The sequence below is a fragment of the Kitasatospora sp. NPDC001309 genome, assembly GCF_042896295.1.
GTDB lineage: Bacteria > Actinomycetota > Actinomycetes > Streptomycetales > Streptomycetaceae > Kitasatospora.
Map to the genome: position 1 here is coordinate 17,709 of NZ_JBIAXC010000040.1, position 24,201 is coordinate 41,909.

18 protein-coding genes, 2 tRNA genes and 1 pseudogene are annotated in these 24,201 nt (G+C 73.6%); 10 read left to right on the forward strand and 11 right to left on the reverse strand.

Features of this window, described 5'->3' with window-relative positions:
- Positions 1-35 precede the first annotated feature (35 nt).
- Complete coding sequence (locus ACFY2K_RS32030) at positions 36-623, reverse strand: DedA family protein (RefSeq protein WP_375883467.1); 588 nt, start codon at positions 621-623, stop codon at positions 36-38.
- Positions 624-994: 371 nt separating this feature from the next.
- Between ACFY2K_RS32030 and ACFY2K_RS32035 the strand changes: the two genes are divergently transcribed.
- On the forward strand, positions 995-2,086 hold the full coding sequence (locus tag ACFY2K_RS32035; RefSeq protein ID WP_387716172.1) for an LLM class flavin-dependent oxidoreductase: 1,092 nt from the start codon (positions 995-997) through the stop codon (positions 2,084-2,086).
- Positions 2,087-2,117: 31 nt separating this feature from the next.
- On the opposite strand, the gene ACFY2K_RS32040 is transcribed toward ACFY2K_RS32035, so the two are convergent.
- On the reverse strand, positions 2,118-4,097 hold the full coding sequence (locus tag ACFY2K_RS32040; RefSeq protein ID WP_387716212.1) for a putative bifunctional diguanylate cyclase/phosphodiesterase: 1,980 nt from the start codon (positions 4,095-4,097) through the stop codon (positions 2,118-2,120).
- 554 nt (positions 4,098-4,651) lie between these two features.
- Positions 4,652-5,077, reverse strand: a complete 426-nt coding sequence (locus ACFY2K_RS32045) for an OsmC family protein (protein ID WP_380525020.1) — start codon at positions 5,075-5,077, stop codon at positions 4,652-4,654.
- A gap of 239 nt (positions 5,078-5,316) precedes the next feature.
- Here ACFY2K_RS32045 and ACFY2K_RS32050 point away from each other — a divergent pair, with 239 nt between their 5' ends.
- Positions 5,317-5,652: a chorismate mutase gene (locus tag ACFY2K_RS32050; RefSeq protein ID WP_375883284.1), complete on the forward strand. Its 336-nt coding sequence runs from the start codon at positions 5,317-5,319 to the stop codon at positions 5,650-5,652.
- Positions 5,653-5,801: 149 nt separating this feature from the next.
- Positions 5,802-6,614 carry a signal peptidase I gene (gene lepB / locus ACFY2K_RS32055; RefSeq protein WP_380525021.1) on the forward strand — a complete coding sequence of 271 codons (813 nt, stop codon included), beginning with the start codon at positions 5,802-5,804 and terminating at the stop codon, positions 6,612-6,614.
- Here lepB and ACFY2K_RS32060 read toward each other — a convergent pair.
- From ACFY2K_RS32060 to ACFY2K_RS32070, 3 genes are all read right to left on the reverse strand, one after another.
- Positions 6,577-7,596, reverse strand: a complete 1,020-nt coding sequence (locus tag ACFY2K_RS32060) for a DMT family transporter (RefSeq protein WP_380594882.1) — start codon at positions 7,594-7,596, stop codon at positions 6,577-6,579. The genes lepB and ACFY2K_RS32060 overlap by 38 nt on opposite strands.
- 169 nt (positions 7,597-7,765) lie before the next feature.
- Positions 7,766-10,159, reverse strand: a complete 2,394-nt coding sequence (locus tag ACFY2K_RS32065) for a transglycosylase domain-containing protein (RefSeq protein WP_380525023.1) — start codon at positions 10,157-10,159, stop codon at positions 7,766-7,768.
- A gap of 223 nt (positions 10,160-10,382) precedes the next feature.
- A tRNA-Lys gene (locus tag ACFY2K_RS32070) sits at positions 10,383-10,456 on the reverse strand.
- 229 nt (positions 10,457-10,685) lie between these two features.
- Between ACFY2K_RS32070 and ACFY2K_RS32075 the strand changes: the two genes are divergently transcribed.
- Together ACFY2K_RS32075 and ACFY2K_RS32080 are read left to right on the forward strand one after the other, a co-directional pair.
- Positions 10,686-11,468 carry a DUF998 domain-containing protein gene (locus ACFY2K_RS32075; RefSeq protein ID WP_380594886.1) on the forward strand — a complete coding sequence of 261 codons (783 nt, stop codon included), beginning with the start codon at positions 10,686-10,688 and terminating at the stop codon, positions 11,466-11,468.
- Positions 11,465-12,283: an alpha/beta fold hydrolase gene (locus ACFY2K_RS32080; RefSeq protein ID WP_387716175.1), complete on the forward strand. Its 819-nt coding sequence runs from the start codon at positions 11,465-11,467 to the stop codon at positions 12,281-12,283. Before ACFY2K_RS32075 ends, ACFY2K_RS32080 begins: the two co-directional genes overlap by 4 nt.
- Before the next feature lie 135 nt (positions 12,284-12,418).
- Here the strand turns inward: ACFY2K_RS32080 and ACFY2K_RS32085 are convergent.
- From ACFY2K_RS32085 to ACFY2K_RS32100, 4 genes and pseudogenes are all read right to left on the reverse strand, one after another.
- Positions 12,419-12,492: transfer RNA gene (locus ACFY2K_RS32085), tRNA-Lys, on the reverse strand.
- Positions 12,493-12,576: 84 nt separating this feature from the next.
- The gene (locus ACFY2K_RS32090; RefSeq protein WP_387716177.1) at positions 12,577-14,691 is read right to left on the reverse strand and encodes a dipeptide ABC transporter ATP-binding protein; all 2,115 of its coding nucleotides are present in this window, start codon (positions 14,689-14,691) and stop codon (positions 12,577-12,579) included.
- 17 nt (positions 14,692-14,708) lie between these two features.
- Positions 14,709-15,680: an ABC transporter permease gene (locus ACFY2K_RS32095; RefSeq protein WP_387716179.1), complete on the reverse strand. Its 972-nt coding sequence runs from the start codon at positions 15,678-15,680 to the stop codon at positions 14,709-14,711.
- A 15-nt stretch (positions 15,681-15,695) separates the two neighbouring features.
- A pseudogene (locus ACFY2K_RS32100) lies at positions 15,696-16,675 on the reverse strand (ABC transporter permease).
- A 374-nt stretch (positions 16,676-17,049) separates the two neighbouring features.
- Here ACFY2K_RS32100 and ACFY2K_RS32105 point away from each other — a divergent pair.
- Both ACFY2K_RS32105 and ACFY2K_RS32110 read left to right on the forward strand, forming a co-directional pair.
- Entirely contained in the window at positions 17,050-18,756 is a 1,707-nt protein-coding gene (locus tag ACFY2K_RS32105) for an ABC transporter family substrate-binding protein (RefSeq protein WP_380529797.1), read from the forward strand.
- A 487-nt stretch (positions 18,757-19,243) separates the two neighbouring features.
- Positions 19,244-20,464 carry a low temperature requirement protein A gene (locus ACFY2K_RS32110; protein WP_380644536.1) on the forward strand — a complete coding sequence of 407 codons (1,221 nt, stop codon included), beginning with the start codon at positions 19,244-19,246 and terminating at the stop codon, positions 20,462-20,464.
- Here ACFY2K_RS32110 and ACFY2K_RS32115 read toward each other — a convergent pair.
- Entirely contained in the window at positions 20,461-21,465 is a 1,005-nt protein-coding gene (locus tag ACFY2K_RS32115) for a LysR family transcriptional regulator (protein ID WP_375883472.1), read from the reverse strand. The genes ACFY2K_RS32110 and ACFY2K_RS32115 overlap by 4 nt on opposite strands.
- Before the next feature lie 275 nt (positions 21,466-21,740).
- Between ACFY2K_RS32115 and snpA (ACFY2K_RS32120) the strand changes: the two genes are divergently transcribed.
- From snpA (ACFY2K_RS32120) to ACFY2K_RS32130, 3 genes are all read left to right on the forward strand, one after another.
- Entirely contained in the window at positions 21,741-22,379 is a 639-nt protein-coding gene (snpA, locus tag ACFY2K_RS32120; protein ID WP_380529794.1) for a snapalysin, read from the forward strand.
- Between the two features lie 334 nt (positions 22,380-22,713).
- Complete coding sequence (gene snpA / locus ACFY2K_RS32125; protein ID WP_380529793.1) at positions 22,714-23,337, forward strand: snapalysin; 624 nt, start codon at positions 22,714-22,716, stop codon at positions 23,335-23,337.
- 154 nt (positions 23,338-23,491) lie between these two features.
- Complete coding sequence (locus tag ACFY2K_RS32130; protein ID WP_375883313.1) at positions 23,492-24,151, forward strand: pentapeptide repeat-containing protein; 660 nt, start codon at positions 23,492-23,494, stop codon at positions 24,149-24,151.
- Positions 24,152-24,201: the final 50 nt, after the last annotated feature.

Below are 24,201 nucleotides of genomic sequence, written 5' to 3' on the forward strand. Positions count from 1 at the left end.
CGTCGTCGGACGCCACCGGTCGTTGCGGGGACGGCTCAGAGCACGGCCAGCCGCCGGTGGCGGCGCACTACCCGCGCGATCGCGGTGCTGACGGCGGTGGCCGCCGCGCAGGAGACCGCCAGGCTCAGCCAGGCGGTGTTGAACCAGTGGCTGTTCAGCCAGCCCAGTGTCACGATGTACGCGGCCCAGACCAGCGCCGCCAGCGCCGACCAGTGCAGGAAGCGGTGCGGGTGGGCGGGGGAGTGGCCGATGGCCAGGTCCAGGACGGTCCGCCCGGCCGGCACGAACCGTGCGACCACCACCATCGCGGCCGCCCCGGCGTGCGGGCGTTCGAGCAGCGACTGCTGGACCCTGGTCACGCTGGCCGCCAGTTTCGGGCGCCGGGCGAGCCGGCGCTGCAGCAGCGGGGCCCCGCGCCGGGCCAGGTGGAGCAGGAGGACGTCCCCCAGGAAGGAGGCCACCGCCACGCCCAGGCCGAGCAGCACCGGGGCGCCGTTGATCTGAGCCGTCTTGAGCACGGCCAGGATGACCAGCGTGCCGCTCGGGATGAAGGGGAGCAGCGCGTCGCCGAGTACGGCGAAGAGCGCAAGGGCGCAGATCCACGAGGATCCGATCGCCGCCACGAAGTTCAAGGCCCTACTCCCTCCACGCCGCCCTGGTGGAGCAGGTGGCTCTGGGGCCAACGCTAGCGCCTCGACTTTTCATGCCATGAAGCACCCCGGTGCGCCGGAGGTCACAGTGGACGGCCACGGCCTGCGGATCCCGTCCCGGAGAACGGTCCCCGACGTGCTCGAATCTCATTCGAATCTCATCCGGGCCGTCCCTGCACCGCCCTCGGACCACGCCGACATCCGACGGTCGGTACGGGAACAGCGAGCCCCCGGCCGTGGTTGACGCCGGTCGGCAGCGACCGCCGGGCCGTCCGGGACCCGCGGTCGCCGATGACGCCCGGCTCGGAGCAGAGCCGGACCACGACAGCCAGGAGGCGGACGGCATGACCACCGAGGACCAGCACGAGCACGGAACCGGGCCCGCGGCCGGCGAGGCGATCCGGGGCACCGCCCGCGGCACGGCTCCCGCTCCGCTCTCGATCCTCGACCTGGCCACCGTCGGCGTCGGTCACACACCCAGCGAGGCCCTGGCCGCCACCACCGAACTGGCCCGCCGCGCCGAGCAGTGGGGCTACCACCGCTTCTGGGTCGCCGAACACCACGGCATGCCCGGAGTGGCCAGCTCCACCCCGGCCGTCCTGCTCGCCCACCTCGGGGCCAACACCACCACGCTGCGGCTCGGTTCGGGCGGTGTCATGCTGCCCAACCACGCCCCGCTGGCCATCGCCGAACAGTTCGGCCTGCTGGAGGCCCTGCACCCCGGCCGGATCGACCTCGGCCTCGGCCGCGCCCCCGGCACCGACCAGGCCACCGCCCGGGCGCTGCGCCGCGGCGTCTCCGAGGGCGCGGACGACTTCCCGCTCCAGCTCTCCGAGCTGACCCACTTCCTCGACGGGGACTTCCCCTCCGGCCACCCCTACGAGCGGCTGACCGCCGTGCCCAAGGGCGAGGGCCGCCCGCCGGTGTGGCTGCTCGGTTCCTCCGGTTTCAGCGCCCAGCTGGCGGGCCGCCTCGGCCTCCCCTTCGCCTTCGCCCACCACTTCAGCAGCGCCAACACCGTTCCGGCCCTGGACCTGTACCGGACGTCCTTCCGCCCGTCCGCCGTCCTCGACGAGCCGTACGCGCTGATCGGCGTGAGCGCCGTCGCCGCCGAGGACGAGAGCGCCGCCCGCCGCCTCGCCCGTTCCGCGGCGCTCGGCATGCTCCGGCTGCGGCGCGGCAACCCCGGCCCGATCCCCACCCCGGAGGAGGCCGAGGAGTACCCGTACAGCCCGGTCGAGGCGGACTTCGTCGACAACTGGCTGGACAACGTGGTGCTGGGCGACCCGGGCCAGGTCGCGGACGGCCTGGAGGCCCTGCGCAAGCGGACCGGCGTGGACGAGTTGATGGTCACCTCGCACATCCACGGCCACGAGACCCGGCTCCGCTCCTACGGGCTGATCGCCGAGGCCTACGGCCTGACGGGACCGGCCTGACGGCGCCGCCCCGGCCCCGCCCCGCCCCGGCCTAGCGGCCGCTCGGGGCGGGGCGGCCCTCACGGAGTATCGCCGCGACGAGTTCGGCCTCGCCCGGCCGGGCGAAGTACCAGCCCTGGGCGGTGTCGCAGCCGGTGAGCCGGAGCCGCTCGGCCTGGGCGGCGCTCTCGATGCCCTCGGCGGTGACGGTCAGTCCCAGGGTGTGGGCCAGCTGCACCATGGCGCCGACGATCTGCTCGTCCGCGTCGCTGCGCCGGGACCGGAGCTCCGGGACGGCCGACCGGTCGGCCGCCGTCGCCGCCGTGCCCGCCGTCGTCGCCGCTGCGCTCAGGACCGCGGCCGGGGCCGGGTCCCGGAAGCCCTCGATGAACGTTCCGTCGAGTTTCAGGACGTGCACCGGCAGCCGGGACAGGTAGGCCAGGTTGGAGTAGCCGGTGCCGAAGTCGTCGATCGCGATCCGCACGCCCATGTCGGCGAGCGCCTGCAGGGCCTGCAGCGGGCGGCCGCCGGGGCCGAGCAGGGCGCTCTCGGTGATCTCCAGTTGCAGCAGCCGGGCGGGCAGGCCGGTGCTTTCGAGGGCGCGGGCGACGTCGGCGACGACGTCGGAGTCCCAGATCTGGCGGGCCGCCAGGTTGACGCTCACGAAGGTCTCGGTGTCCGGGAACTCGGTGAGCCACTGCCGGGCCTGGCGGCAGGACTCCTCCAGCACCCACTTGCCGAGCGGCACGATGGCGCCGGACTCCTCGGCGAGCGGGATGAAGCGGTCGGGGGAGAGGGTCCCGTAGCGGGGGTGGCGCCAGCGGACGAGCGCCTCGGCGCCTCGCACCGTGCCGTCGGCCAGGCCGACCAGCGGCTGGTACTCGATGGTGAACTCGCCACGCTCCAGGGCCGGCCGCAGCGCGGTGGCGAGGAGCTGGCGGGTCAGCTGGTGGGCTCCGCGGTCCGGGTCGTAGAGGGTCCAGCGGGCGCGGCCGTCGGCCTTGGACCAGTAGAGGGTGGCGTCGGCGTCCTTGACCAGGTCGGTCGGGGTGGTCTCGTGCACCGACCGTTCGACGACGCCGACGCTGGCGGTGATCACCAGCCGGTGCCCGGCGACGTCGAAGGGACGTTCCAGCAGCTCCAGGATCCGCCCGGCCAAGGCGGTCAGCTGCTCGCTGCCGTCGCTGTCGGGGACCAGGACGGCGAACTCGTCGCCGCCCATCCGGGCCACCAGGTGGGCGTCCTGCCCGGCGGTGTCGGCAGCCTCGGCGGCGTGGGCGGCGTGGGTGGGGCCGGTGAGTCCGCGCTGGAGCCGGGCGGCGACGGCGATCAGCAGCTGGTCGCCGATGTGGTGGCCGAGGGTCTCGTTGATCGCCGCGAAGCCGTCGAGGTCCAGGTAGCAGACGCCCACCCGGCGCACTTCCACCGCGGTTTCCGCGGCTCGGCCGGACCTCTCGGCGGCCGGCAGGCAGGCGGCGTCGAGCCGCTCGAAGAAGGAGGTCCGGTTGGGCAGCCGGGTCAGTGGATCGTGCAGGGCCTGGTACTCCAGGCGGTCCCCGAGCCGGCGCTGCTCGGTGAGGTCCTCGACCAGCGCCAGGGTGTAGAGCGGCTGCCCGGCGGGGTCCCGGATCAGCGAGACCGTCACCTTGCTCCAGACCGTGTGGCCCTCGCGGTGCCGGAGCTGCTTCTCCACGCGGAACCGTTCCCGCTCGCCGTGGACGAGCCCGTCGAAGAGCCGGTGCGGCAGGCCTTCCGGGTCGATGATCTCGTGCAGGTGGATGCGGGCCAGCTCGCCGACGCCACGGCCGATCAGGGCGGCGAAGGCGGGGTTGACCTCGATGATCCGGTCCTCGGGGTCGATCAGGGCCATGCCGATGACGGCATCGCAGAAGGCGGCCCGGAAGCGGGACTCGCTGGCCCGGAGGGCCGCCAGCAGTCGGTCGGTCCCGCCGCCCCTCCGGTCGGTGCCGGCCGGTCCGCCCGGGTGCGCACCGTCGGCCAACGGGGCCGAGCAGGTGGGGCAGAGCCGCACCTCCGGGTAGGCGCCGACCGGTGCGGCGAGGCCCACCGGTTCGAGGCCCACCTGATCGAGGCCGACCGGTTGGAGGACCGGCGCGGTGAGGAGGCGGTGGTGGGACGAGCGGTGGTGTGACGATTCCTCGTGTCGCACGCCTGGGTGGTGTGCGTCGGCCCCCTCGTTCTGGCCCGGCACGGCATGCTCCCGTCCGCTGCTGACGCTTGACGATGGTCTGCCTGGCCGGTCGGGATCCCGGCGGCCGGCTCCGCACTCTGTCGGGGCCTCGGGGCCGGTCCGCTGCGGGGCGTCCGCCGTGGGGCGCTGTCGCGCGGGGACCCGGGTGGAGAACAGGGCGCTGCGGCCGATCATAGGCCGCGACGGCAACGCGCCGTGACCGCCGGCAGGGTGATTCGCCCCGTTTGTGATCATGCGTGGTGGAACGTTCGGACGCCCCCGGTACACCTCACATGAGGTGCACCGGGAGCGCGTGCGCCGCTGGCGCGCCCCCGGACGCCGGTTGCGCGCCGGGTGCGGGGTCGGAGTGCGCCCCGGACGGGCCGGGGCGGCGGTCAGGCCAGCTTGGCGGTGAGGGTGATGGTGGTGCCGGTCAGGGCCTGGCTGACCGGGCAGTTGGCCTTCGCGTCCTCGGCGGCCTTCACGAAGCCGGCCTCGTCCAGTCCGGGCACCGCACCGGTGACGGTCAGGTGGATCCCGGTGATGCCGGTGCCGGGCTGGAAGGTGACGTCGGCCTGGGTGTCCAGCGTGGTGGGCGGGGTGCCGGCCTTGGCGAGGCCGTTGGAGAGGGCCATCGAGAAGCAGGCGGAGTGGGCGGCCGCGATGAGTTCCTCGGGGCTGGTCTTGCCGTTGGGCTCCTCGGCGCGGGCCGGCCAGGAGACGGGGTACTCGCCGATCCCGGAGGAGGCGAAGGTCACCTGCCCCTTGCCGTGCAGGAGGTCGCCCTCCCAGGCCGTGCGGGCGGTGCGGGTGGTTGCCACGATCGGTTCCTCCAGTGCTGAGGGACTGCTGAGTCGTCACGTCCGGTCATGCACGCACCAGACTAGGGGAAGCCCCGCCGTGGAGCCGGGTGGCCGCCGGCGCCTCCTCCCGCCGTCCGGATGCTGGACGGTTCCCCGGACGGTGCCGGTCCGGTGCGGGAGCCCTGTTAGATTTGCCGGGGTCCGAGCCCGGCCGCCGTACGGTCGGGTGACCACCCCAGACACCGGGAGCCGCCCCGATGACGGACCAGCCCACGACCCCCGCCGCCGGCGCGCCCGAGGGGATCGACGACGCGGTGCGGGCCGAACTGACCAGCCTGCGCGAGAGCATCGACAACATCGATGCCGCGGTGGTCCACATGCTGGCCGAGCGCTTCAAGGCGACCCAGCGGGTCGGCCGCCTCAAGGCCGAGCACAAGCTGCCGCCGGCCGACCCGGCCCGGGAGCGGGACCAGATCAAGCGGCTGCGGGAGCTGGCCGCCGGGGCCAAGCTCGACCCGGTCTTCGCGGAGAAGTTCCTGAACTTCATCATCGCCGAGGTCATCAGGCACCACGAGGCCATCGCCCGCGCCTGAACCCGGGCTACGGACCTCCCGCAGACCTGCTCCGGACGTGTTCCGAGGTGCCGCCGCGATGTCGGAGGCGGCTAAGTCCCGGATTTCGTGCGGCTCCCCGGTTGGCGTAGCGTGCAGGTTTCCCCAGCCGGAGAGGTGGAGCAGCGACGATGGCGGTGAACCTGCCCGAAACGCCGAGCGGAGCTCCCAGCGGATCCGCCGTACCAGCCGCCCGGGACGTCCAGGACGGACCGCCCGCTCCGGGCGCGTCCGGTGGGCGCGCCGAGGCCCGCCGCCGGGCCGGGGGGTCGCGCGGCCGCAAGGCCCGCCGGGCGGGGCGCCGTCCCCGGCCGTGGTGGGTCGAGATACCGGCGATGGCGGCGGTCGGCCTGCTGGTCGCCCTGCTGATCAAGACCTGCCTGTTCCAGGTCTTCACCATCCCGTCCGGTTCGATGGAGAACACCCTGCGGGTCGGCGACCGGGTCGGCGTGAACAAGCTCGCGCCGCTGACCGGTTGGACGCCGGAGCCGGGGCAGCCGGTGGTGTTCAAGGACCCGGGGAACTGGCTGCCGCCGCAGCCGGTCGACACCAACCCGTTGACCGACGCCGTGAGCTCGGTGCTGAGCTTCGTCGGGCTGGTGCCGCCGAAGGACGACAACTACCTGGTCAAGCGGGTCATCGCGACCGGCGGCCAGACCGTGCAGTGCACGGGCACCACGCTGACCGTGGACGGCAGGAAGGTCGACGAGCCGTACCTCCACCCCGGCGACGACTCCTGTGCGGGGCTGGACTTCGGCCCGGTGAAGGTGCCCTCGGGCTACATCTGGGTCGAGGGCGACCACCGCAGCGACTCGGCGGACTCGCGCTGGCACCGGCAGGGGCCGGGCGGCGGCGCCGTGCCGGTGGGCAACGTGGTGGGCCCGGTGTCGGCCGTGGTGTGGCCGGTCAGTCACCTCGACTGGTTCGGCTGGACCGGCCGCTGACCCCGGCCGCCGTCGCGACCGCCTCGACCGGCGCCTCCGCCTCCGCCTCCGTCTCCGCCGGTCGGCTCGTCTGCGCGACGAAGGCGCCCGCCAGGACCAGCAGACCGCCCGCGACCTGCGGCAGCCCCAGGTGCTCGCCGAGCAGGACCCAGGCCAGCACGGTGGCGACCACCGCCTCCAGGTTGGCCACCACCCCCGCGATCGGCGGCGAGAGGTACCCGACGGAGACCACGCCGGTCAGGTAGGCGAGCACGGTCGCGATCAGGACCATCCAGGCGGCGGGGATCAGGGCGGGCAGGCTGTGCCCGTTCATCACCACGGACCCGCCCAGCAGGCCCCAGTCGGCCTGCCAGGGCCGGGTGAGGACGGTGAGCAGGACGGCGCCGACCAGCAGCCCGAACGCGCTGACGGCCAGCGGGTCGACCGGGCGGTCGCCCCGGCGGCCGGCGTCGGCGAGCAGGAAGTAGCCGACCTGGCAGCAGGCCGCGCCGAGGGCGAACAGCACGCCCAGCGCGTCGAAGCCCAGGCCGTTCCAGACCTCCACCACGCAGGCCAGCCCGGCCACCGCGACGCCGGCGCCGACGGCCGCGCCCCGGCTGATCGGCTTGCGCTGCACGAACTTGACGTAGCCGATCAGCAGCGGCGGCCCGAGGTACTCGATGAGCAGGGCGACGCCGACCGGGATGCGGGAGATCGCGGCGAAGTAGCAGGCCTGGACGCCGGCCACGGCGAGCAGGCCGAAGCCGATCAGCAGGCCGGGGCGGCGCAGGACGGCGTCGCGGTGCCGGTAGGCGATCGGGAGGAGGGCGACGGCCGCCCCGGTGACCCGGAGCCACACCACGTGCAGGGGGGAGAGTCCGGCCTCGATCAGTGGCTTGGCCGCGGTGCCGGAGCCGCCGAAGGCGAAGGCGGAGACCAGCGCGAGGCCGAGGCCGAGGGTTCTGCCCGAAGGGAGGGTGGGCGAGGCCGTTGATCTGTGCACTGGCGCATTGTGACAGTCATACCGATGTCGCGGTAAGGCGCCATTTCGGCATTTGGTCCTGGTCTGAACTGTCCGTAGAGGCGCGGTGACGCATCTCGGCCGGACCACCGACCCGAGGTCGGTGGTCCGGCCGAGATGCGCGCGCGGCGCGGGCGGAGCGGGGCGGCGATCAGCCCCCGGATCCCGTCCCCGTACCGGTGCCCCCGCCCGCCTCGCCGGTGGGCTGGGTGGTGGGCTGACCGGTGGGGTCGGTGGTCGGCTTGGTGGTCGGCGTCGGCTTGGTCGTCGGCCGGCCGGTGGGCCGTGAGGTGGGCTGGGTGGTCGGGGCGGTGGTGGGGGCGGTGGTCGGACCGGTGCCCGTCCCGCCGGAACCGGAGTCGCCGCCCGAGCCGGTGCCGGTGGAGCCGGTGCCCGAGCCGTCGCCCTGCTGGCTGCCCGCGCCGGTGGTCGGCGTGGCGCTGCCGGTCGAGGGGGTGCTGCTCGGCGTGCTCGGGGACGTCGGCAGGTCGGAGGCGCCGGAGTCGCCGCCGTCCGCCGGGGTCGGGAAGTCGCTGACCGGCTGGCCCTTGAGCGCGGCCTTCATGTAGGCGGTCCAGATCTGGGCCGGGAACTGGCCGCCCGCCGCGCCGTTGATCCCGCCGACGCCGCTCAGGCTGACCTGGGCGCCGGTGCCCGGGTCCTGGCCGAACAGCGCGACCGAGGTGACCAGCTCGGGCGTGTAGCCGACGAACCAGACGGACTTCTGGTCGTCGGTGGTGCCGGTCTTGCCCGCGACCGGACGGCCCAGCGCCTGGGCCCGGAAGCCGGTGCCGCCCGGGTCGCTCACGACGCCCTGGAGCATCGAGGTGACCTGGTTGGCGGTGTCCGCGCTGATCGCCTGGGTGGTCTTGTGCGCGGGCAGCTGCACGGCCTCGCCGGCGCGGTCCACCGACTGCACCAGCCACGGGGTGATCTGCTTGCCGCCGTTGTCCAGGGTGGCGTACACGCCGGCCATGTCGAGCACGCTCGGGGTGGCCGCACCCAGCGGGATGGAGGGCACCGGGTCCAGGCCCGGGGTGCCGGCGGGCAGGCCCAGCGCGATGCCGGTGTCCTTGACCTTCTGCAGCCCGGTGTCCTGCGCGAGCTGGGCGAACACCGAGTTCACCGACTTGTCGATGGCCTGCTGCAGGGTGATCTGGCCGTAGCTGACGTCGCCCTCGTTCGGCGGCGCGTACGGGGTGCCCTTGCCGCCGCGGACCTTGCGGCCGCTGGTGCCGTCGTAGACGGTGCGCGGGGTGACGGTCCGGCCGTCCTGGGTCTTGGCGTTGTTCTCGAAGGCGGCGGCCAGCGCGATCGCCTTGAAGGTCGAACCGGCCTGGTAGTCGCGCCGGGTCGCGTTGTCCACGTAGTGCTTCACGTAGTCGACGCCGCCGTACAGGGCGACCACCGCACCGGTCTTCGGGTCGACGGAGACGGCGCCGGCCTGGGCGGCCGCGTCCTTCTTCCGCTTGTCCGGGTTCAGGGTGTCGTGCAGCTGCGCCTGGACGGAGTCCTGGAGGGCCTGCTGGCGGGTCGGGTCGATGCTCAGCTTGATCGTGTAGCCGCCCTTGGCCAGCTCGGTCTCGCTGATGATGTTGTTCGAGGTCAGGTACTGGGTGGCCGCGTTCACCAGGTAGCCGGACTGGCCGGACAGGCCCGGGTTGGGCTGCGGGTCCTTGACGTCCGGGAAGGTGGCCTTGGCCCGCTCGTCGGCGCCGAGCCAGCCCTCCTTGACCATGCCGTCCATGACGTAGTTCCAGCGGTTGACGGCGTTCTGCTTGCCCGCCGGGGTCGCGGTGGCCACGTCGTAGGCGCTCGGGGCGTTCAGCAGGGTCGCCAGGTAGGCGCCCTGGGCCGGGCTGAGCGCGGAGGCGTCGATGCCGAAGTACGCCTGGGCGGCGGCCTGGATGCCGTAGGCGCCGCGGCCGTAGTACGAGGTGTTCAGGTAGCCGGAGAGGACGTCGTCCTTGCTCTCGGTGGCGTCCACCTTGATGGCGATGAAGAGTTCCTTCACCTTGCGGGTGACGGACTGCTTCTGGTCCAGGTACGTGTTCTTCACGTACTGCTGGGTGATGGTGGAGCCGCCCTGGGTGCCCTCGCCCTTGGCGGTGTTGAGGGCGGCCCGGACCAGGCCCTGCACGTTGACGGCGCCCTCGTTGTAGAAGTTGCGGTCCTCGGCGGCCAGCGCCGCGTGCTGGGCGGCGGGGGAGACCTTGTCCAGGCCGACGTTCTGCCGGTTGGTCTGGCCGGTGCGGGTGATCACCGAGCCGTCGGAGTAGAGCCAGGTGTTGCTCTGCGCGGTCGCCGCGGCGTGCGCGTCGGGCACCTTCACCAGCGCGACCCCCAGGGCGAACAGGCCGACGCCGAGCAGCAGCGCCGAAGCGAGGCCGAGCAGCGTCATCCGCCAGGTGGGTATCAGCCGGCGCCAGCCGGTGCGCTTGGGGCGGCGCGGCTTCTTGCCGCCGGGGGTGGGGGTGGAGCGCTTGAGTCGCTTGACCGGCGGGAGGCCGATCGGCGGCCGGCCGCTCTGGGCGTTTCGGAACAAGGCGCGGCCTTTCCTGCGGGCGGACCGGGCCAGCCTGCACGGACGGGGACATCGGCGGTTAGGGACCTTTGTCCCGATTCCGGTTTACTGCCCTGGACGAGCCGGGCGGGCCTCATGGCTCCACCGGAACGGCAATCGAGACCGACATCACACATAAAACGGACATCGAGGGCCAAAAAATCGGGGAGCCCCTCGCTGCTGCGAGAGGCTCCCCAACTGTCTGTGCGCCGCCAGGGACTCGAACCCCGGACCCGCTGATTAAGAGTCAGCTGCTCTAACCAACTGAGCTAGCGGCGCCTGCTGACCTGGAAAACAATACACGGTTCCCGGGGGTGCCTCGCACCGCGGCGGTTCCGCCGGGCTCCGGGATGACCGTTTCCTCCCGGTTGGGGCGGAGTTCTTGCCCGGTTAGGGTGGAAACGTGCCCAGCCCCCCGCCCGGACACCCCCGCCCCCGAACCCACCCGCGGCCGCCCTCCCGGCGCCGCCGGCCGTCGGACCGGCGCGCGCGGACCGCGGTCGCCGCCCTGCTGCTGCTCAGCGCGGTGGCGTACACCGCGTGGGTGCTGGAGGTGGTGCTCAGCACCGGGCTCGACCCGGTGCAGGCGTACATCAGCGAACTCGCCGCCGAGGACCAGCCGCTCGGCGGCCTCTTCCGGGCCACCGACCTCGCGGCCGGGCTCAGCGTGCTCGCCGCCGCCCTCACCGCCCTCGCCACCGGGCAGGCCCGGAACGCCGCGCCACCCGGTCGACGCGCCGCGGCCCCCGGCCAGGACCGTTCGGCCCCCGGCCGGGACCGCTGGGCGTTGGTCGGCTGGTCCGCCCTGGCCCTGTTCGGCGCCGCCACCGCCGCCGACTCCCGGCTGCCGCTCAGCTGCGCCCCCACCAGCGACGAGATGTGCGCGGCCCGGGAGACCGCCGGACTGGTCCCCGCCACCCACACCGCCCACGCCGTCACCAGCAGCCTCGCCATGCTGGGCGCGCTCACCGCACTGGTCGCGCTCACCGTCCTCGCCCGCCGCCGGCACCGCTGGCCGGCGGTGCGCCGGCTCGGGCCCTGGCTGCTCGGCGCCGAACTGCTGGCCACCGGCTGGAGCCTCGGCGCGATCGCCGCCTTCCAGGCCGGTCGCGGTACCTGGGCGCTCGGTGCCGGGCAGCGGTTGCAGGTGCTGCTGGTCGCACTCTGGCTGGCCGTCCTGGCCGTGGCCGTCGCCCGTTCGTCCGACCCGCAGGCGCTGCCCGCCCCGGAGGCCCAGGACACCCAGGACGCGCCGGGCACGCCGGAGGCCGCCGACCGGAGACGGACGTGAGCGCGCCGGCGGTCCGCGCCCGCTTCCTGCGCGTCGACGGCGTCCCGCTGCACGTCCGTACCGAGGGAAGCGGCCCGCTCTGCCTGCTCACCGGCGGCCTCGGCAGCAGCTGGTTCGACTGGGACCTCGTCGTCCCGTTCCTCACCCCGTACCGCACCGTGGTCCGCTTCGACCGGCCCGGTTACGGGCTCAGCGCCGCAGAACCGGCCACCGGGCGGCGGCCCGCCCCGACGGTGGCCGGCGAGGCCGACCGGATCCGCGCGGTGCTGGACGGCCTCGGGCTGGGCGGGCCCTGCACGGTGGTCGGCCACTCGCTCGCGGGCTTCCACGCGGAGGCCTTCGCCCGGCTGCACCCCGAGCGGACCGCCGGGCTGGTCCTGGTCGACGGCAGCGTCGAAGCGGCGGCCCGCCCGTACCCGGCGCCGGCCGTACGGGACCTCGCGGCCCGGGCGGTGGCGGGTGCCGCGACCGCCCTCGCGGTCCCGTACCTGCTCGGCCCGACCGCCCGCCGGGTGACCGCCCGGCTGTCCACCGTCCGCCGGGAGGACCTGGCCCCGCCGCCGCTGGTCCGGCACTGCTACCGCACCGGACGGGCACTGCGCGCGCTGCTCCGGGAGAACGGGCGCTACCTCGACATGGCCGCCGAGCTGGACGCGCTGCGCCGGGCCCGGCCGCTGCCCGAGGACCTGCCGATCACGGTGCTGGCCGCCGACGACGGCTGCCGGACCAGCCGGACCGAGTCCTGGCTGGCCGACCAGCGGGGGCTCGCGACGCTGCGGACTTCCGGACCACGGCGCCGGCCGGGCACCTGGTGATGTTCGACCGTCCGGACGCGGTGGCCTCCGCCGTCCTCGACACCCGCTGACGGCGCCGGAAGCGCGGAAATGCCTGGAAATGCCTGGAAACGCCGGAAGGCCCTTCGCTCTCGCGAAGGGCCTTCCGGCTGTCTGTGCGCCGCCAGGGACTCGAACCCCGGACCCGCTGATTAAGAGTCAGCTGCTCTAACCAACTGAGCTAGCGGCGCTTGCTGACGTGGAAGACAGTACACGTCGGCAACCCGTTCTGCCGAATCGTATTCGGCCGGTCACCGGAGGTGAGGGTTCCGTCGTCACCCCGGGTGGTGACAGGCGGCCCGGTGGTCGCCCTCCGCTCCGGCTCCCGCCCCGGCTCCCGCTCCGGCCCCCGCCCGGTCGCCGTCGAGGCCCGGCCGCTCCTGCTCGCAGCGCGCCCGGGCCGTGGCGTCCGCGAGCCCGGCGTAGAGCGGGCAGCGGGTGCGGAACGGGCAGCCGGTGCGGCGCTCGGTGGGGGAGGGCGGGTCGCCGGCCAGCAGGATGCGGTCGCGGGCCCGTTCGGCGGCGGGGTCGGGCAGCGGTACGGCGGAGAGCAGCGCCCGGGTGTACGGGTGGCGGGGCCGTTCGAAGACGCTGGTGACCGGGCCCTGCTCGACCGTCCGGCCGAGGTACATCACGCTGACCCGGTCGGCGAGGTGCCGGATCACCGAGAGGTCGTGCGAGACGAACAGGTAGGACAGCCCGAGTTCGGCCTTGAGCGACTGGAGCAGGTTGAGCACCCCGGCCTGGATCGAGACGTCCAGGGCGGAGACCGGTTCGTCCAGCACCAGCAGTTTGGGCCGGACGGCGAGGGCCCGGGCGATGGAGATCCGCTGGCGCTGCCCGCCGGAGAACTGGTGCGGGTAGCGGACCGCGTGGTCCGGGTCGAGCCCGACCTGGCGGAGCAGCTCGGGCACCCGGCGGGCGGTCTCCTCGCGCGGGGCGTGCTGGGCGCGCAGCGGCTCGGCGACGATGTCGCCGACCGGCATCCGGGGGTCGAGGCTGGCCATCGGGTCCTGGAAGACGATCTGCAGTTCGGAGCGGAGCCGCTGGGTCTCGGCCCGGGTGAGCCGGGCGGTGTCGTGGCCGAGCAGCTCGATCCGGCCGGTCTCCGGGGCGCCCAGGCTCAGCAGCTCGAACAGCGTGGTGGACTTGCCCGAGCCGGACTCCCCGACCAGGCCGAGGGTCTCGCCCTGGCGCAGGTCCAGGTCGACGCCGTCCACCGCGTAGACCTCGCCGACCCTCCGCTTGAACACCGTGCCCTTGAGCAGCGGGAAGGTCTTGCCCAGCCCGCTCACCGAGAGCACCTGCGGCCGGGCCGAGCGGTCCCCGGCGGCGGGCCCCGGGGGCAGGTCCGGCACGGGGTACACCTCGCTCGGCGCGGGCCGCCGCTCGGCCAGCTCCGCCGACCGCACGCACGCGGCCAGGTGGCCGTCCGGGCCCGCCGGTCCGGCCTCGGTGCCCACCAGCTCGGGCTCGGCCGTCGAGCAGCGCTCCTCCGCGAGCGGGCAGCGCGCGGCGAACGGGCAGCCGGGCGGCAGTTCGGCCATCGGCGCCGGGGCGCCGGGGATCGGCACCAGCGGGCCGCCGCGCCCGTCCAGCCGGGGCAGCGCGCCGATCAGTCCGAGGGTGTACGGGTGGCGCGGCGCCGCGAACAGCTCGTCCACCCCGGCGGTCTCGACCACCCGGCCCGCGTACATCACGGCGACCCGGTCGGCCGCCCCGGCGATCACCCCGAGGTCGTGGCTGACCAGGACGAGCGCCGCGCCGGTCTCCTGCCGGGCGGTGCGCAGCACGTCGAGCACCTGGGCCTGGATGGTGACGTCCAGCGCGGTGGTGGGCTCGTCGGCGAGCAGGATGTCGGGCTGGTTGGCGATGGCCATGGCGATCATGGCGCGCTGGCGCATGCCGCCGGAGAACTCGTGGGGGAAGCTGTCCAGGGCCCGGTCGGGTGCCGGGATGCCGACCAGGTCGAGGAGTTCGGTGGCCCGGCGGCGGGCGGTGGCCCGGTCGACCGGCTGGTGGATCCGGACGGCCTCGGCGATCTGGTCGCCGATCCGGTAGACCGGGGTGAAGGCGGACAGCGGGTCCTGGAACACCATGGCGACCCGGCGGCCGCGGATCGCGGCGAGTTCCCTGCCGGGCAGGCCGACCAGTTCCCGGCCGTCCAGCCGCACCGAGCCCGCGATCCGGGCGGTGCCCGGCAGCAGCCCGAGCACGGACAGCGCGGTGACGGACTTCCCGGAGCCGGACTCGCCGACGATGCCGAGGGTCTCGCCGCGGCGCAGGGTGAGGTCCACCCCGCGTACGGCGGGCACCGGTCCGTGCGGGCCGGCGAAGTCCACCCGCAGGTCCCGGACGGCGAGCAGCGGGGTCTCGACAGCGGTGGTCACTTCTGCTTCCGCGGTGCTCACTTCTGCTTCCTCCGAAGGCGGCGGGTACGGCGCGGCGCGCCCCCGGCGGTGGGGTCGAGGGCGTCGCGGAGCCCGTCCCCGGCCAGGTTGACGGCGAGCACGAACAGCACCAGCAGTCCGGCCGCGAAGTAGAACATCCAGGGGAACACCGGGGCCTCGCCGGTTCCGGCGGCGAGCAGGGTGCCGAGCGAGACGTCCGGCGGCCGGACGCCGAAGCCGAAGTAGGAGAGGGCGGTCTCGCTCATCACCGCGCCGCCGACCGCGATGGTGGCGTCGACGATGAGGAAGGAGGCGACGTTCGGCAGGATGTGCCGGGTGATGATCCGCAGCGGCCGGACGCCCATGAACCGTGCGGCGCGGACGAATTCGCGCTCGCGCAGGGAGACGGTCATCGAGCGGACCACCCGGGCGGTGATCATCCAGTTGAACAGGGCGAGCAGCAGCACGAAGGCGATCCAGCCGCTGCTGCGCAGCCGGGGCGAGACCACGGTGATGATCAGGAAGCTGGGGAAGACCAGCATGAGGTCGACCAGGAACATCAGCGCCCGGTCGGTCCAGCCGCCGAAGTAGCCGGCGCAGGCGCCGACCAGGGAGGCCAGTGCGGTGGAGAAGAGCGCCACCAGCAGGCCGATGATCAGTGACTTCTGCAGTCCGCGGACGGTCTGGGCGAACACGTCCTGGCCGACCCCGTTGGTGCCGAACCAGTGGGCGCCGGAGGGGGGTTGGTGCAGGGCGGTGAAGTCGGGGGCGGCGTAGTCCCAGGGCGTCAGGTACGGCCCGCCGAAGGCGAGGACGAACAGCAGCAGGATCAGCACGGCCCCGGCCACGGCGCCGCGGGCGGCGAGCAGGCGGGCCAGGACGAGCCGGCCCCGTCCGCCGGCCCGGGGAGTGCCGGCGGGGGCGGAGGCGTCGGCGGTCCCGTGCGCGGGGTCGGGGGTCGGGGTGTCGGCGGTGGCGGCGACGGTCATCTCGGCTTCCTCCGGTCAGGACCGCACGCGCGGGTCGAGGGCGGCGTGCAGGGTGTCGGCGAGGAAGCCGGAGGCGAGCACGACGACGGCGGTGAACAGGTTGATCGCCACCACGGAGTTGACGTCCTGTTCGTTGATCGACTGGATCAGCCATTCGCCCATGCCGTGCAGCCGAAGATGGTCTCGGTGAAGATCGCGCCGGTGAAGATGCCCAGGAAGCTGTAGGCGAACATCGTCGACATGGGGATCACGGCGGTGCGCAGTCCGTGCTTGAGCAGGGCCCGGCGCCGGGTGAGGCCCTTGGCCTCGGCGGTGCGCAGGTAGTCGGAGCCGAGCACGTCGAGCATGGTGCCGCGCTGGTAGCGGCTGTAGGTGGCGAGGCCGCCGAGGGCGAGCGAGACGGTGGGCAGCAGCAGGTGCAGGGCCCAGTCGGCGAGGTGGGTGCCGAGGCCGCCGGCCAGTCCGGGGGTCTCGTAGCCGGTGAACGGGACGACGTCGTGGCCGGCCGCGTCCTTGGCGGCGATCGCGCCGTTCTTGAGCAGGAGGGCGACCAGGAAGACCGGGGTGGAGAGCAGGACGAAGGACAGCACGGTGAGCACCCGGTCGGAGATCCGGTACTGGCGCACGGCGCTCCAGGCCCCGGCGGCGACGCCGAGGACGGTGCCGAGCAGGCTGCCGATCAGCAGCAGGCGCAGCGAGACCCAGACCCGGCGGCCGAAGTCGTCGTTGACCGGGGTGTCGTGGATGGTCCGACCGAGGTCGCCGTGGAGCAGGCCGCCGGCCCAGTGGCCGAAGCGTTCGACGACCGGGGTGTGGTCGTTCAGGTTGAGCGCGGTGAGCTGGCGTTCGACCGATTCGGCGGCCGGGCGCGGCACCTTGGCGTCGAAGTAGGTGCGTGGTTGCAGGGCGCCGGCGGATATCGCGTAGGCCAGGAACACGGCGGCGAGCAGCAGCGCCGCGTAGTAGCTCAGCCGTTTCGACAGGTAGCGGAGCATCAGCGGCGGCCCGGGGTGGGGGCGGGGGCGACGCGTCTGGTGGGCATCGGGGGTGGCCTTCGGTCGGAGCCCGGTCAGGGCGTCAGGTGGCAGGGGCAGTGGGGGAGTTGGGGAACGCGCAGGTCGCAGTCTGGCACCGGGGTGCGGCTGCGATGTTGCGGCGGGATGTCCCTGTGTGACTTTTTGATCAGGCGTCCGCTCCTCCCCCTGGTGGCGGATCTGATCCGCTGTTACGTTCCTCTGGCTCGGTGCCGGATTGAGTGCCCACGCTCAAGCCCGGTCATGCCTCGTACGCCCCAACTCGTGTCACGAACCGGACGAACCCGACCCGTGACGCCCGCCCGACGCCTGCCACCGATCCCAGGGGGACCCTCATGGACGCTTCCAGCACCGCCCGTCGCCTCGGCCGGGCGACCGCCCTCGCCGTCGCCGTCGTGCTGGCGGCCACCGCGTGCACCTCGGGCGGGGGCGGTTCGGGCGCGGACGTGGCGAAGAGCGCGCCGCCGAGACAGGACTCCCAGGACATCAACGCCAAGCCGCTGGACCAGATCAAGGACGGCGGCGAGGTGCGGTTCCAGCTGGACCAGTGGATCGCCCAGTGGAACCCGCTCCAGGTGGACGGCGGTTCGTACACCGACACGGTGAGCCTGATCCGTGCCGTGGAGCCGACGCTGTTCAGCACCGACGCCTCCGGCACCTTCCAGCCGAACGCGAACTACCTGGTGGACGCCAAGGTCACCTCGACCTCGCCGCAGGTGGTCACCTACAAGCTGAACCCCAAGGCCAAGTGGTCGGACGGCAAGCCGCTCAGCTACCTGGACTTCAAGGCGGACTGGCAGACCAGCAACGGCAAGGACCCGGCGTACAACATCGCCGACCCGTCCGGCTACGAGCTGATCTCCGCGGTCGAGCAGGGCGCCGACCCGACCGAGGTGAAGGTGACCTTCGCCCAGCCGTACGCGGACTGGCAGGGCCTGTTCCGCCCGCTCATCCCGGCGGCGGCGATCTCGACCCCGGACGACTTCAACAAGGCCTGGGTGGAGAAGATCCCGATCACCGCGGGCGCGTTCAAGATCGGGACGGCCGACAAGACCGCGCAGACCCTCACCCTCGTCCCGGACCCGGCCTGGTGGGGGACCAGGCCCAAGCTGGACCGGATCACCTTCCGGGTGATGGACAAGTCGGCGAGCATCCAGGCCTACCTGAACAACGAGATCGACCTCGCCGCGGCCAGCACCGCCGCCGCGTACGGACAGCTCAAGAACGCCAAGGACTCCGTGATCCGGGCCGCCAGCCCGTGGGACGAGGTGCACATCTCCTTCGGCGGCAACGGCGCGCTGGCGGACCAGAAGGTCCGCCAGGCGCTCGGCAAGGCGCTCGACCGCTCGGCGCTGATCAAGATCGCCAACAACGGGGTGCCGGTCGAGTTCAAGCCGCTCGGCAACCACATCATCATGCCCAACCAGGTCGGGTACCAGGACAACTCCGGCGAATGGGCCAGGTTCGACCTGGCCGCCGCCAAGAAGGAGCTGGACGACGCGGGCTGGAAGGAGGCCGGCAGCGGTCAGCCGCGCACCAAGGACGGCAAGCCGCTGGAACTGCACTGGGTGCTCAGCGACGGCACCGTGCAGGCGCAGCTCGACCTCGCCACCGCGGCGGCGGCGATGTGGCAGGCGGCCGGGGTCAAGGTCGACCTGGACAAGGTGGCCGCCAACGACTTCTTCTCCAAGTACGTGACCCCGGGCAAGTTCGACCTCGCGAGCTGGCGCAACACCGACTCCTTCCCGAACTCCAAGAGCCTGGCCAACTTCCGCCTGCCGGTGGGCGACAACTCCTTCCAGAACCCGTCCCGCCTGGGCAGCCAGGAGATCGACGACCTGTTGAAGAAGGCGGCCGGGACGGTCGACCCGGCGGAGGCCGCGAAGCTCTACAACCAGGCTGACGCGAAGATCTGGGAGCTCGGCCACACCGTCGAGCTCTACCAGCGGCCCGCCGTGGTGGCGACCCGCAAGGGGCTCGCCAACTACGGGGCCTTCGGCCTCGCCCAGGAGGACTACACCAAGGTCGGCTGGGAGAAGTGACCCGGGCCGTCGCGGTGGCGACGGCGACCGCACGGCAGGCGCTGGCGAGCAGCGCGGTGATCACGAGGCCGGTGGTGCGGACACGGGTGGGCCGGCTACGCCGCCCCCGCTGTCCTGCCACCGGCCTTGACCTTCCGCGTTGCCCGCAGGCCGCCCGTGTCGTGGGGCCCCGCGAGGGGCCCGTGCTCGCTTCCAACCGGGGACGAATCTAGCGGGGCCGCCGGGCCGGTCGCGGCGCAGCGCGCGGGGCGCGCCCGGAAACCCGCCGCGCTGTCACCCACTTCGCGCACCGGGGCGTCAACTCTCGCTGACGGCAAGGAGAAAAGGGGCATACAAGGGCATCGTGCCCGGGTTCGAACGGAGTTGCCGCACCGGCGCACGCGCCCGCGCCGGTGCGTGCGTCGGACCCCGGCCACTGCCAGGATGCGCGGGACGGCGGGCCCAGCCGGGCCGCCCCCGCCCCGCCCCGACCCCCGGAGCAGCACCGATGGCCAGTGACCACGCCGCCGAGGCACCCCGAGCGCAGCACGTCGACCCGCCCCCGGTGCGCCGGATGGTCCCGCGCGACCGCGCCGAGCCGCACCGGGTCGCCACCCCGCTGGAACTCTTCTTCGACCTCTGCTTCGTGGTCGCGGTCGGCCAGGCCGGTCGGGAACTCGCCCACTCCCTGGCCGCCGGGCACTACGGCGAGGGCCTGCGCGGCTACACGATGGTCTTCTTCGCCATCTGGTGGGCCTGGATGAACTTCACCTGGTTCGCCTCCGCGTACGACTGCGACGACGTGCCGTACCGGGTCACCACCCTGGTGCAGATCGCCGGGGTGCTGATCCTGGCCGCCGGGGTGCCGAGGATGTTCGAGACCCAGGACCTGACACTGGGGATCACCGGCTACGTGGTGATGCGCCTGGCGATGGTCACCCAGTGGCTGCGCGCGGCGTCCGGCGAACAGGGTGAGGCCCGCCGGGTCGCGCTGCGCTACGCGGCGGGGATCACGCTGTGCCAGCTCGGCTGGGTGGTGGTGCTGCTGCTGCCGGACGCCGCCCGGCCGGTGGTCATCCCGATCGGCGTGCTGTGCGAGCTCGCCGTGCCGGTGGTCGCCGAGCTGCGGGCGCAGACCTCCTGGCACCCGCACCACATCGCCGAGCGGTACGGGCTGTTCACCCTGATCGTGCTCGGTGAGACGGTGGCCGCCGCGACGGTGGCGGTGCAGTCGGCGGTGGACGAGCACGAGGGGCTGGGCCGGCTGGTGCCGGTGGCGGTCGGCGGGCTGCTGATCTGCTTCGCGGCCTGGTGGATCTACTTCGCCCGGCCGGTCCACGACCACCTGCGCTCCAACCGGCAGGCCTTCGCCTGGGGGTACGGGCACTACCTGGTGTTCGGCTCGGCGGCGGCGATCGGCACCGGGCTGGAGGTGGCGGTGGAGTCGGCCGTGCACAAGGCGGAGATCTCCGAGACGGCCGCCACCGCGACGGTCACCGTGCCGACCGCGGTCTACCTGGTGACCGTCTGGTACCTGCACTCCCGGCACACCAAGCGCGGGCCGGTCGCGCAGTCGATCGCGCCGCTCGGGGCGGCGCTGGTGCTGGCCTGCACCGCGCTCGGCGGCCCGGGGGTGCTGGCCGCGGGCCTGGTGTGCGCGCTGATGGTCGCGGTGGGGGTGCTGGTCCACAGCCGGGAGGGCCGGGAGGACCGGCGGGCGCAGGTCTAGACCCGTTCCAGCAGGAAGGGCTCGTGCCGGGCCAGCCAGTCCAGGTAGGCCGGGTTGACCTTGGCCAGGTCCAGGTAGGCGGCGCGCAGTTCACCGTAGAGCGCGTCCAGGGCGGGCTGGCTGAGCACCCGGGGGCGCCAGGTGAACAGCAGCCGGACGGCCAGCGGGTCCCCGTGCACCGGGCGGACCACCGTGCCGGGCCCGGGCAGCGAGGTCGGCTGGCAGGGGCGGACGGCCTCGCCGGAGGCGACCAGCTCGGCGGCGGTGGCGTTGTCCCGCACCTGCACCACCCGGGGGTTGAGCCCGGCCTCGCTGAACACCCGGCGCATCGCGGCGTACTCGTGGTCGGCGGTCGGGTCGACCATCCAGGTGTCCTCGGCGAGGTCGGCGAGGTGGACCACCGGCCGGGCGGCGGCCGGGTGCCCGGCGGCGAGCGCGACGAACTGCGGCTCGCGGGCCATCAGCACCCGGTGCTCGGCGTCCGGCGGGACCCGCAGCGGGAAGCCCTCGCTCTCGTACACGAAGGCCACGTCCAGCTGGTCGGAGGCGACCATCCGCAGCAGCGCGCTGGCGGAGATGTCGACGTGGATGGTGGTGTCGGTGTCCGGCAGCCGCTCGTGCACCCGGCGCAGCCAGGCGGCGACGGCCCGGCTGCCGACGCTGCCGATCCGCAGCCGGCGCTGCCGGCCGGGCCCCGCGGTGTCGCGGGCCTCCTGCCGGGCGGCGGCGACCAGGGCGGCCATCTCGCTGATCACCGGCCGGGCCCGGGACAGCACCGAGTGGCCGAGCGCGGTGGGCCGGCTGCCGGTCTGCTCGCGGGTGAACAGGGTTCCGCCGATGGCCCGTTCGATGCGGTGCAGCTGGGTGGTGAGGGAGGGCTGGGTCATGCCGAGTTGGAGCGCGGCCTTGCGGAGGCTGCCGGTGTCGGCAATCGCGCACAGCACCCGGAGGTGTCTCACGTCGAGCTCCACGACGGGAGCATAGACGTCACCGAGCCACATCGCCAAGGACATGACAGAAAATCAAGTGTGCAGCGACTGGCCGCGCGACGGACCGCACAGCGGATCGCGCGGCGGATCCCGGCACCCCCGGCACCGGTATGCGGCCGGACTATCGCCGGTTGACATCATCCGCGACGGGCCCGGACGGGTCGAAGCTCGGGGACACCGCACCGCCCCGGCCCCGGCCGGGACGGCCCCCACCGCGCGCCGCCACCGTACGGCCGACCCCCACCGGCCCCGGCGGGCCGGCGCGCCCCGGAATCCGGAGCCCCCACATGAAGCGATCCGTGCTGTCCGCGACCCTGGGCCTGGCCCTCGCCGGCGCCCTGGTCCTGCCCGCCACCGCCGTCGCCGCGCCCGCCGCCCCGGCCGTCCACGGCCACACCACGTCGAGGTACGCCGGTTCGGCCGAGGAGGCCGCGAACAACCAGGCGTTCTTCCGGGCCGTGATGGCCTCCGTCGCGGCCAAGCGGGCCGCCGACCCCGGCCTGACCACCGTCACCGTCACCTACGACGCCTCCAACGCCCCCTCCTTCGCCGGCGACATCGCCAACGCCGCGCAGATCTGGAACGGCTCGGTGCACAACGTCCAGCTCCAGGAGGCGAGCGGCGGCACCGGCGACTTCTCGTACAACGAGGGCGACGACCCGAACGGCTCGTACGCCAGCACCGACGGACACGGGCACGGCTACATCTTCATCGACCACCAGCAGGCCCAGCAGTACTACTCGCTCCGGATCGTCGCCCACGAGACGGGGCACGTGCTCGGCCTGCCCGACGACTACTCCGGTCCGTGCAGCGAACTGATGTCGGGCCACGGCCCCGGTACGTCCTGCACCAACGCGCACCCCGACGCCAACGAGAGCGCGCAGGTCGACTCGCTCTGGGCGAACGGCGTGGCGGCGGCCAACTGACCTTCCCGGCAGGTGAATCGGGTGCGGCGGCCCGCCCGGCCGGAAACGGGCGGCCCGCCGCATGGGTACTTCCCCGCCTCGGAGCCTAGCCGCCCCCGGAACGGAATGCCAGGGGCATGGCTAGGTCAAGACGAGGAAAAGACGGCCCGAATCCGGCGGGGGCCGGGGGTATTGGACCGGGCTATCGGTGGTTGACATCATCCGCCGGGCCGCCGGGCTGCCCGAAGCTCTGGGGACACCCGGTCGCCAGGTGCCCCCCGAGCCGGCCCCCAACCCGGCTGCGGCACCCGGGACCGGAACCCCCCACTTCCAGGACCCCTTCAGGAGCCCCCACATGAAGCGATCCGTGCTGTCCGCGACCCTCGGCCTCGCCCTCGCGGCGGGCCTCGCCGTGCTGCCCACCACCGCGGCCGCCGCCGCCCCGGCCGCCCCGGCCGTCCAGGGCTACACCGCGTCGACGTACGCCGGTTCGGCCCAGGAGGCGGCCGACAACCAGGCGTTCTTCCAGGCCGTGATGGCCTCCGCCAAGGCCAAGCAGGCCGCGAGCCCGGGCCTGGCCACCGTCGTGGTCACCTACGACGCCAGCTCCGCGCCGTCCTTCCGCAACCAGATAGCCAACGCCGCGCAGATCTGGAACGGCTCGGTCGGCAACGTCCGGCTGCAGGCAGGCTCCAACGCCGACTTCGCCTACTACGAGGGCAACGACAGCCGCGGCTCCTACGCCAGCACCGACGGCCACGGGCGCGGCTACGTCTTCCTCGACTACCAGCAGAACCGGCAGTACAACTCGGTCCGGGTGACGGCGCACGAGACCGGGCACGTGCTCGGCCTGCCGGACCACTACTCCGGCCCGTGCAGCGAGCTGATGTCGGGCGGCGGCCCCGGCACCTCCTGCACCAACCCGTACCCGAACAGCGCCGAGCGCAGCCGGGTCAACTCGCTCTGGGCCCGCGGCTGACAACACCCGTGAGCGCCCCGGCCCGGCCGCGTCCGCAGCGGCCGGGCCGGGGCGTCGCCGCAGGCGGGTGCGGCGGGTGCGGCCGGACTGTCGGTGCCGCGTGCGAGCATGCGGGCGAGACCCGTTCGCCCGCGATCCGAGAGGCGCCCCCGCCATGCCCCGTTCCGTCCCCGAGCAGCTCGCCGACCTCCCGTACGCCGAGCTGCTGCGCCCGCACACCGGCCCGCTGCGCAGCGACGAGCGGTACGACACCGCGCACTTCGACGGCGGTCAGCGCACCGACGAGTCGGGTGCCGGGGCGGCCTTCCTGGAGTGCGCCTTCACCGGGGTCGCGCTCAGCGGGGTCAAGCTGCGCCAGGCCCGGTTCAACGAGGTCTGGGTGCAGGCCGGCCGCTGGGTGGCCTGCGACCTGAGCGAGACCGAGTGGCAGGACAGCTCCTTCGTCGGCGGCGTGCTGGCCGGGATCGCCGGGTACGGCTCGGCGCTGCGCCGGGTGGTGTTCCGCGGCTGCAAGCTGGAGGCGGTCAACCTGCGTGCGGCCGTGCTGCGGGACGTGGTGTTCGAGGACTGCCTGCTGCGCGACGTGGACTTCGGCGAGGCGAAGCTGACCGGGGTGTCCTTCCCCGGCTCGACGCTGGAGGAGGTGCGGCTGCGCGGGGCCGTGCTGAGCAAGGTGGACCTGCGCGGGGCCGCCCGGCTCGGACTGGTGGACGGCCACCAGGGGCTGCGTGGGGCGGTCATCAGCTCGCCCCAACTGCTGGAGCTGGCGCCGCAGTTCGCCCAGGCGCTGGGGATCGAGGTGAAGGACCGCTGAGCCGCCCGCGCCCTCCCCGGCGCTCCGGGAACGCCCTCCTCGGCACTCCT

Coding starts and splice junctions, on each gene's coding strand:
- ACFY2K_RS32035 (WP_387716172.1), top strand. CDS start 995: ATGACCACCGAGGACCAGCACGAGCACGGAACCGGGCCCGCGGCCGGC.
- ACFY2K_RS32050 (WP_375883284.1), top strand. CDS start 5,317: ATGACGGACCAGCCCACGACCCCCGCCGCCGGCGCGCCCGAGGGGATC.
- lepB (WP_380525021.1), top strand. CDS start 5,802: ATGGCGGTGAACCTGCCCGAAACGCCGAGCGGAGCTCCCAGCGGATCC.
- ACFY2K_RS32095 (WP_387716179.1), bottom strand. CDS start 15,680: ATGACCGTCGCCGCCACCGCCGACACCCCGACCCCCGACCCCGCGCAC.
- ACFY2K_RS32105 (WP_380529797.1), top strand. CDS start 17,050: ATGGACGCTTCCAGCACCGCCCGTCGCCTCGGCCGGGCGACCGCCCTC.
- ACFY2K_RS32110 (WP_380644536.1), top strand. CDS start 19,244: ATGGCCAGTGACCACGCCGCCGAGGCACCCCGAGCGCAGCACGTCGAC.
- ACFY2K_RS32115 (WP_375883472.1), bottom strand. CDS start 21,465: ATGTGGCTCGGTGACGTCTATGCTCCCGTCGTGGAGCTCGACGTGAGA.
- snpA (WP_380529794.1), top strand. CDS start 21,741: ATGAAGCGATCCGTGCTGTCCGCGACCCTGGGCCTGGCCCTCGCCGGC.
- snpA (WP_380529793.1), top strand. CDS start 22,714: ATGAAGCGATCCGTGCTGTCCGCGACCCTCGGCCTCGCCCTCGCGGCG.
- ACFY2K_RS32130 (WP_375883313.1), top strand. CDS start 23,492: ATGCCCCGTTCCGTCCCCGAGCAGCTCGCCGACCTCCCGTACGCCGAG.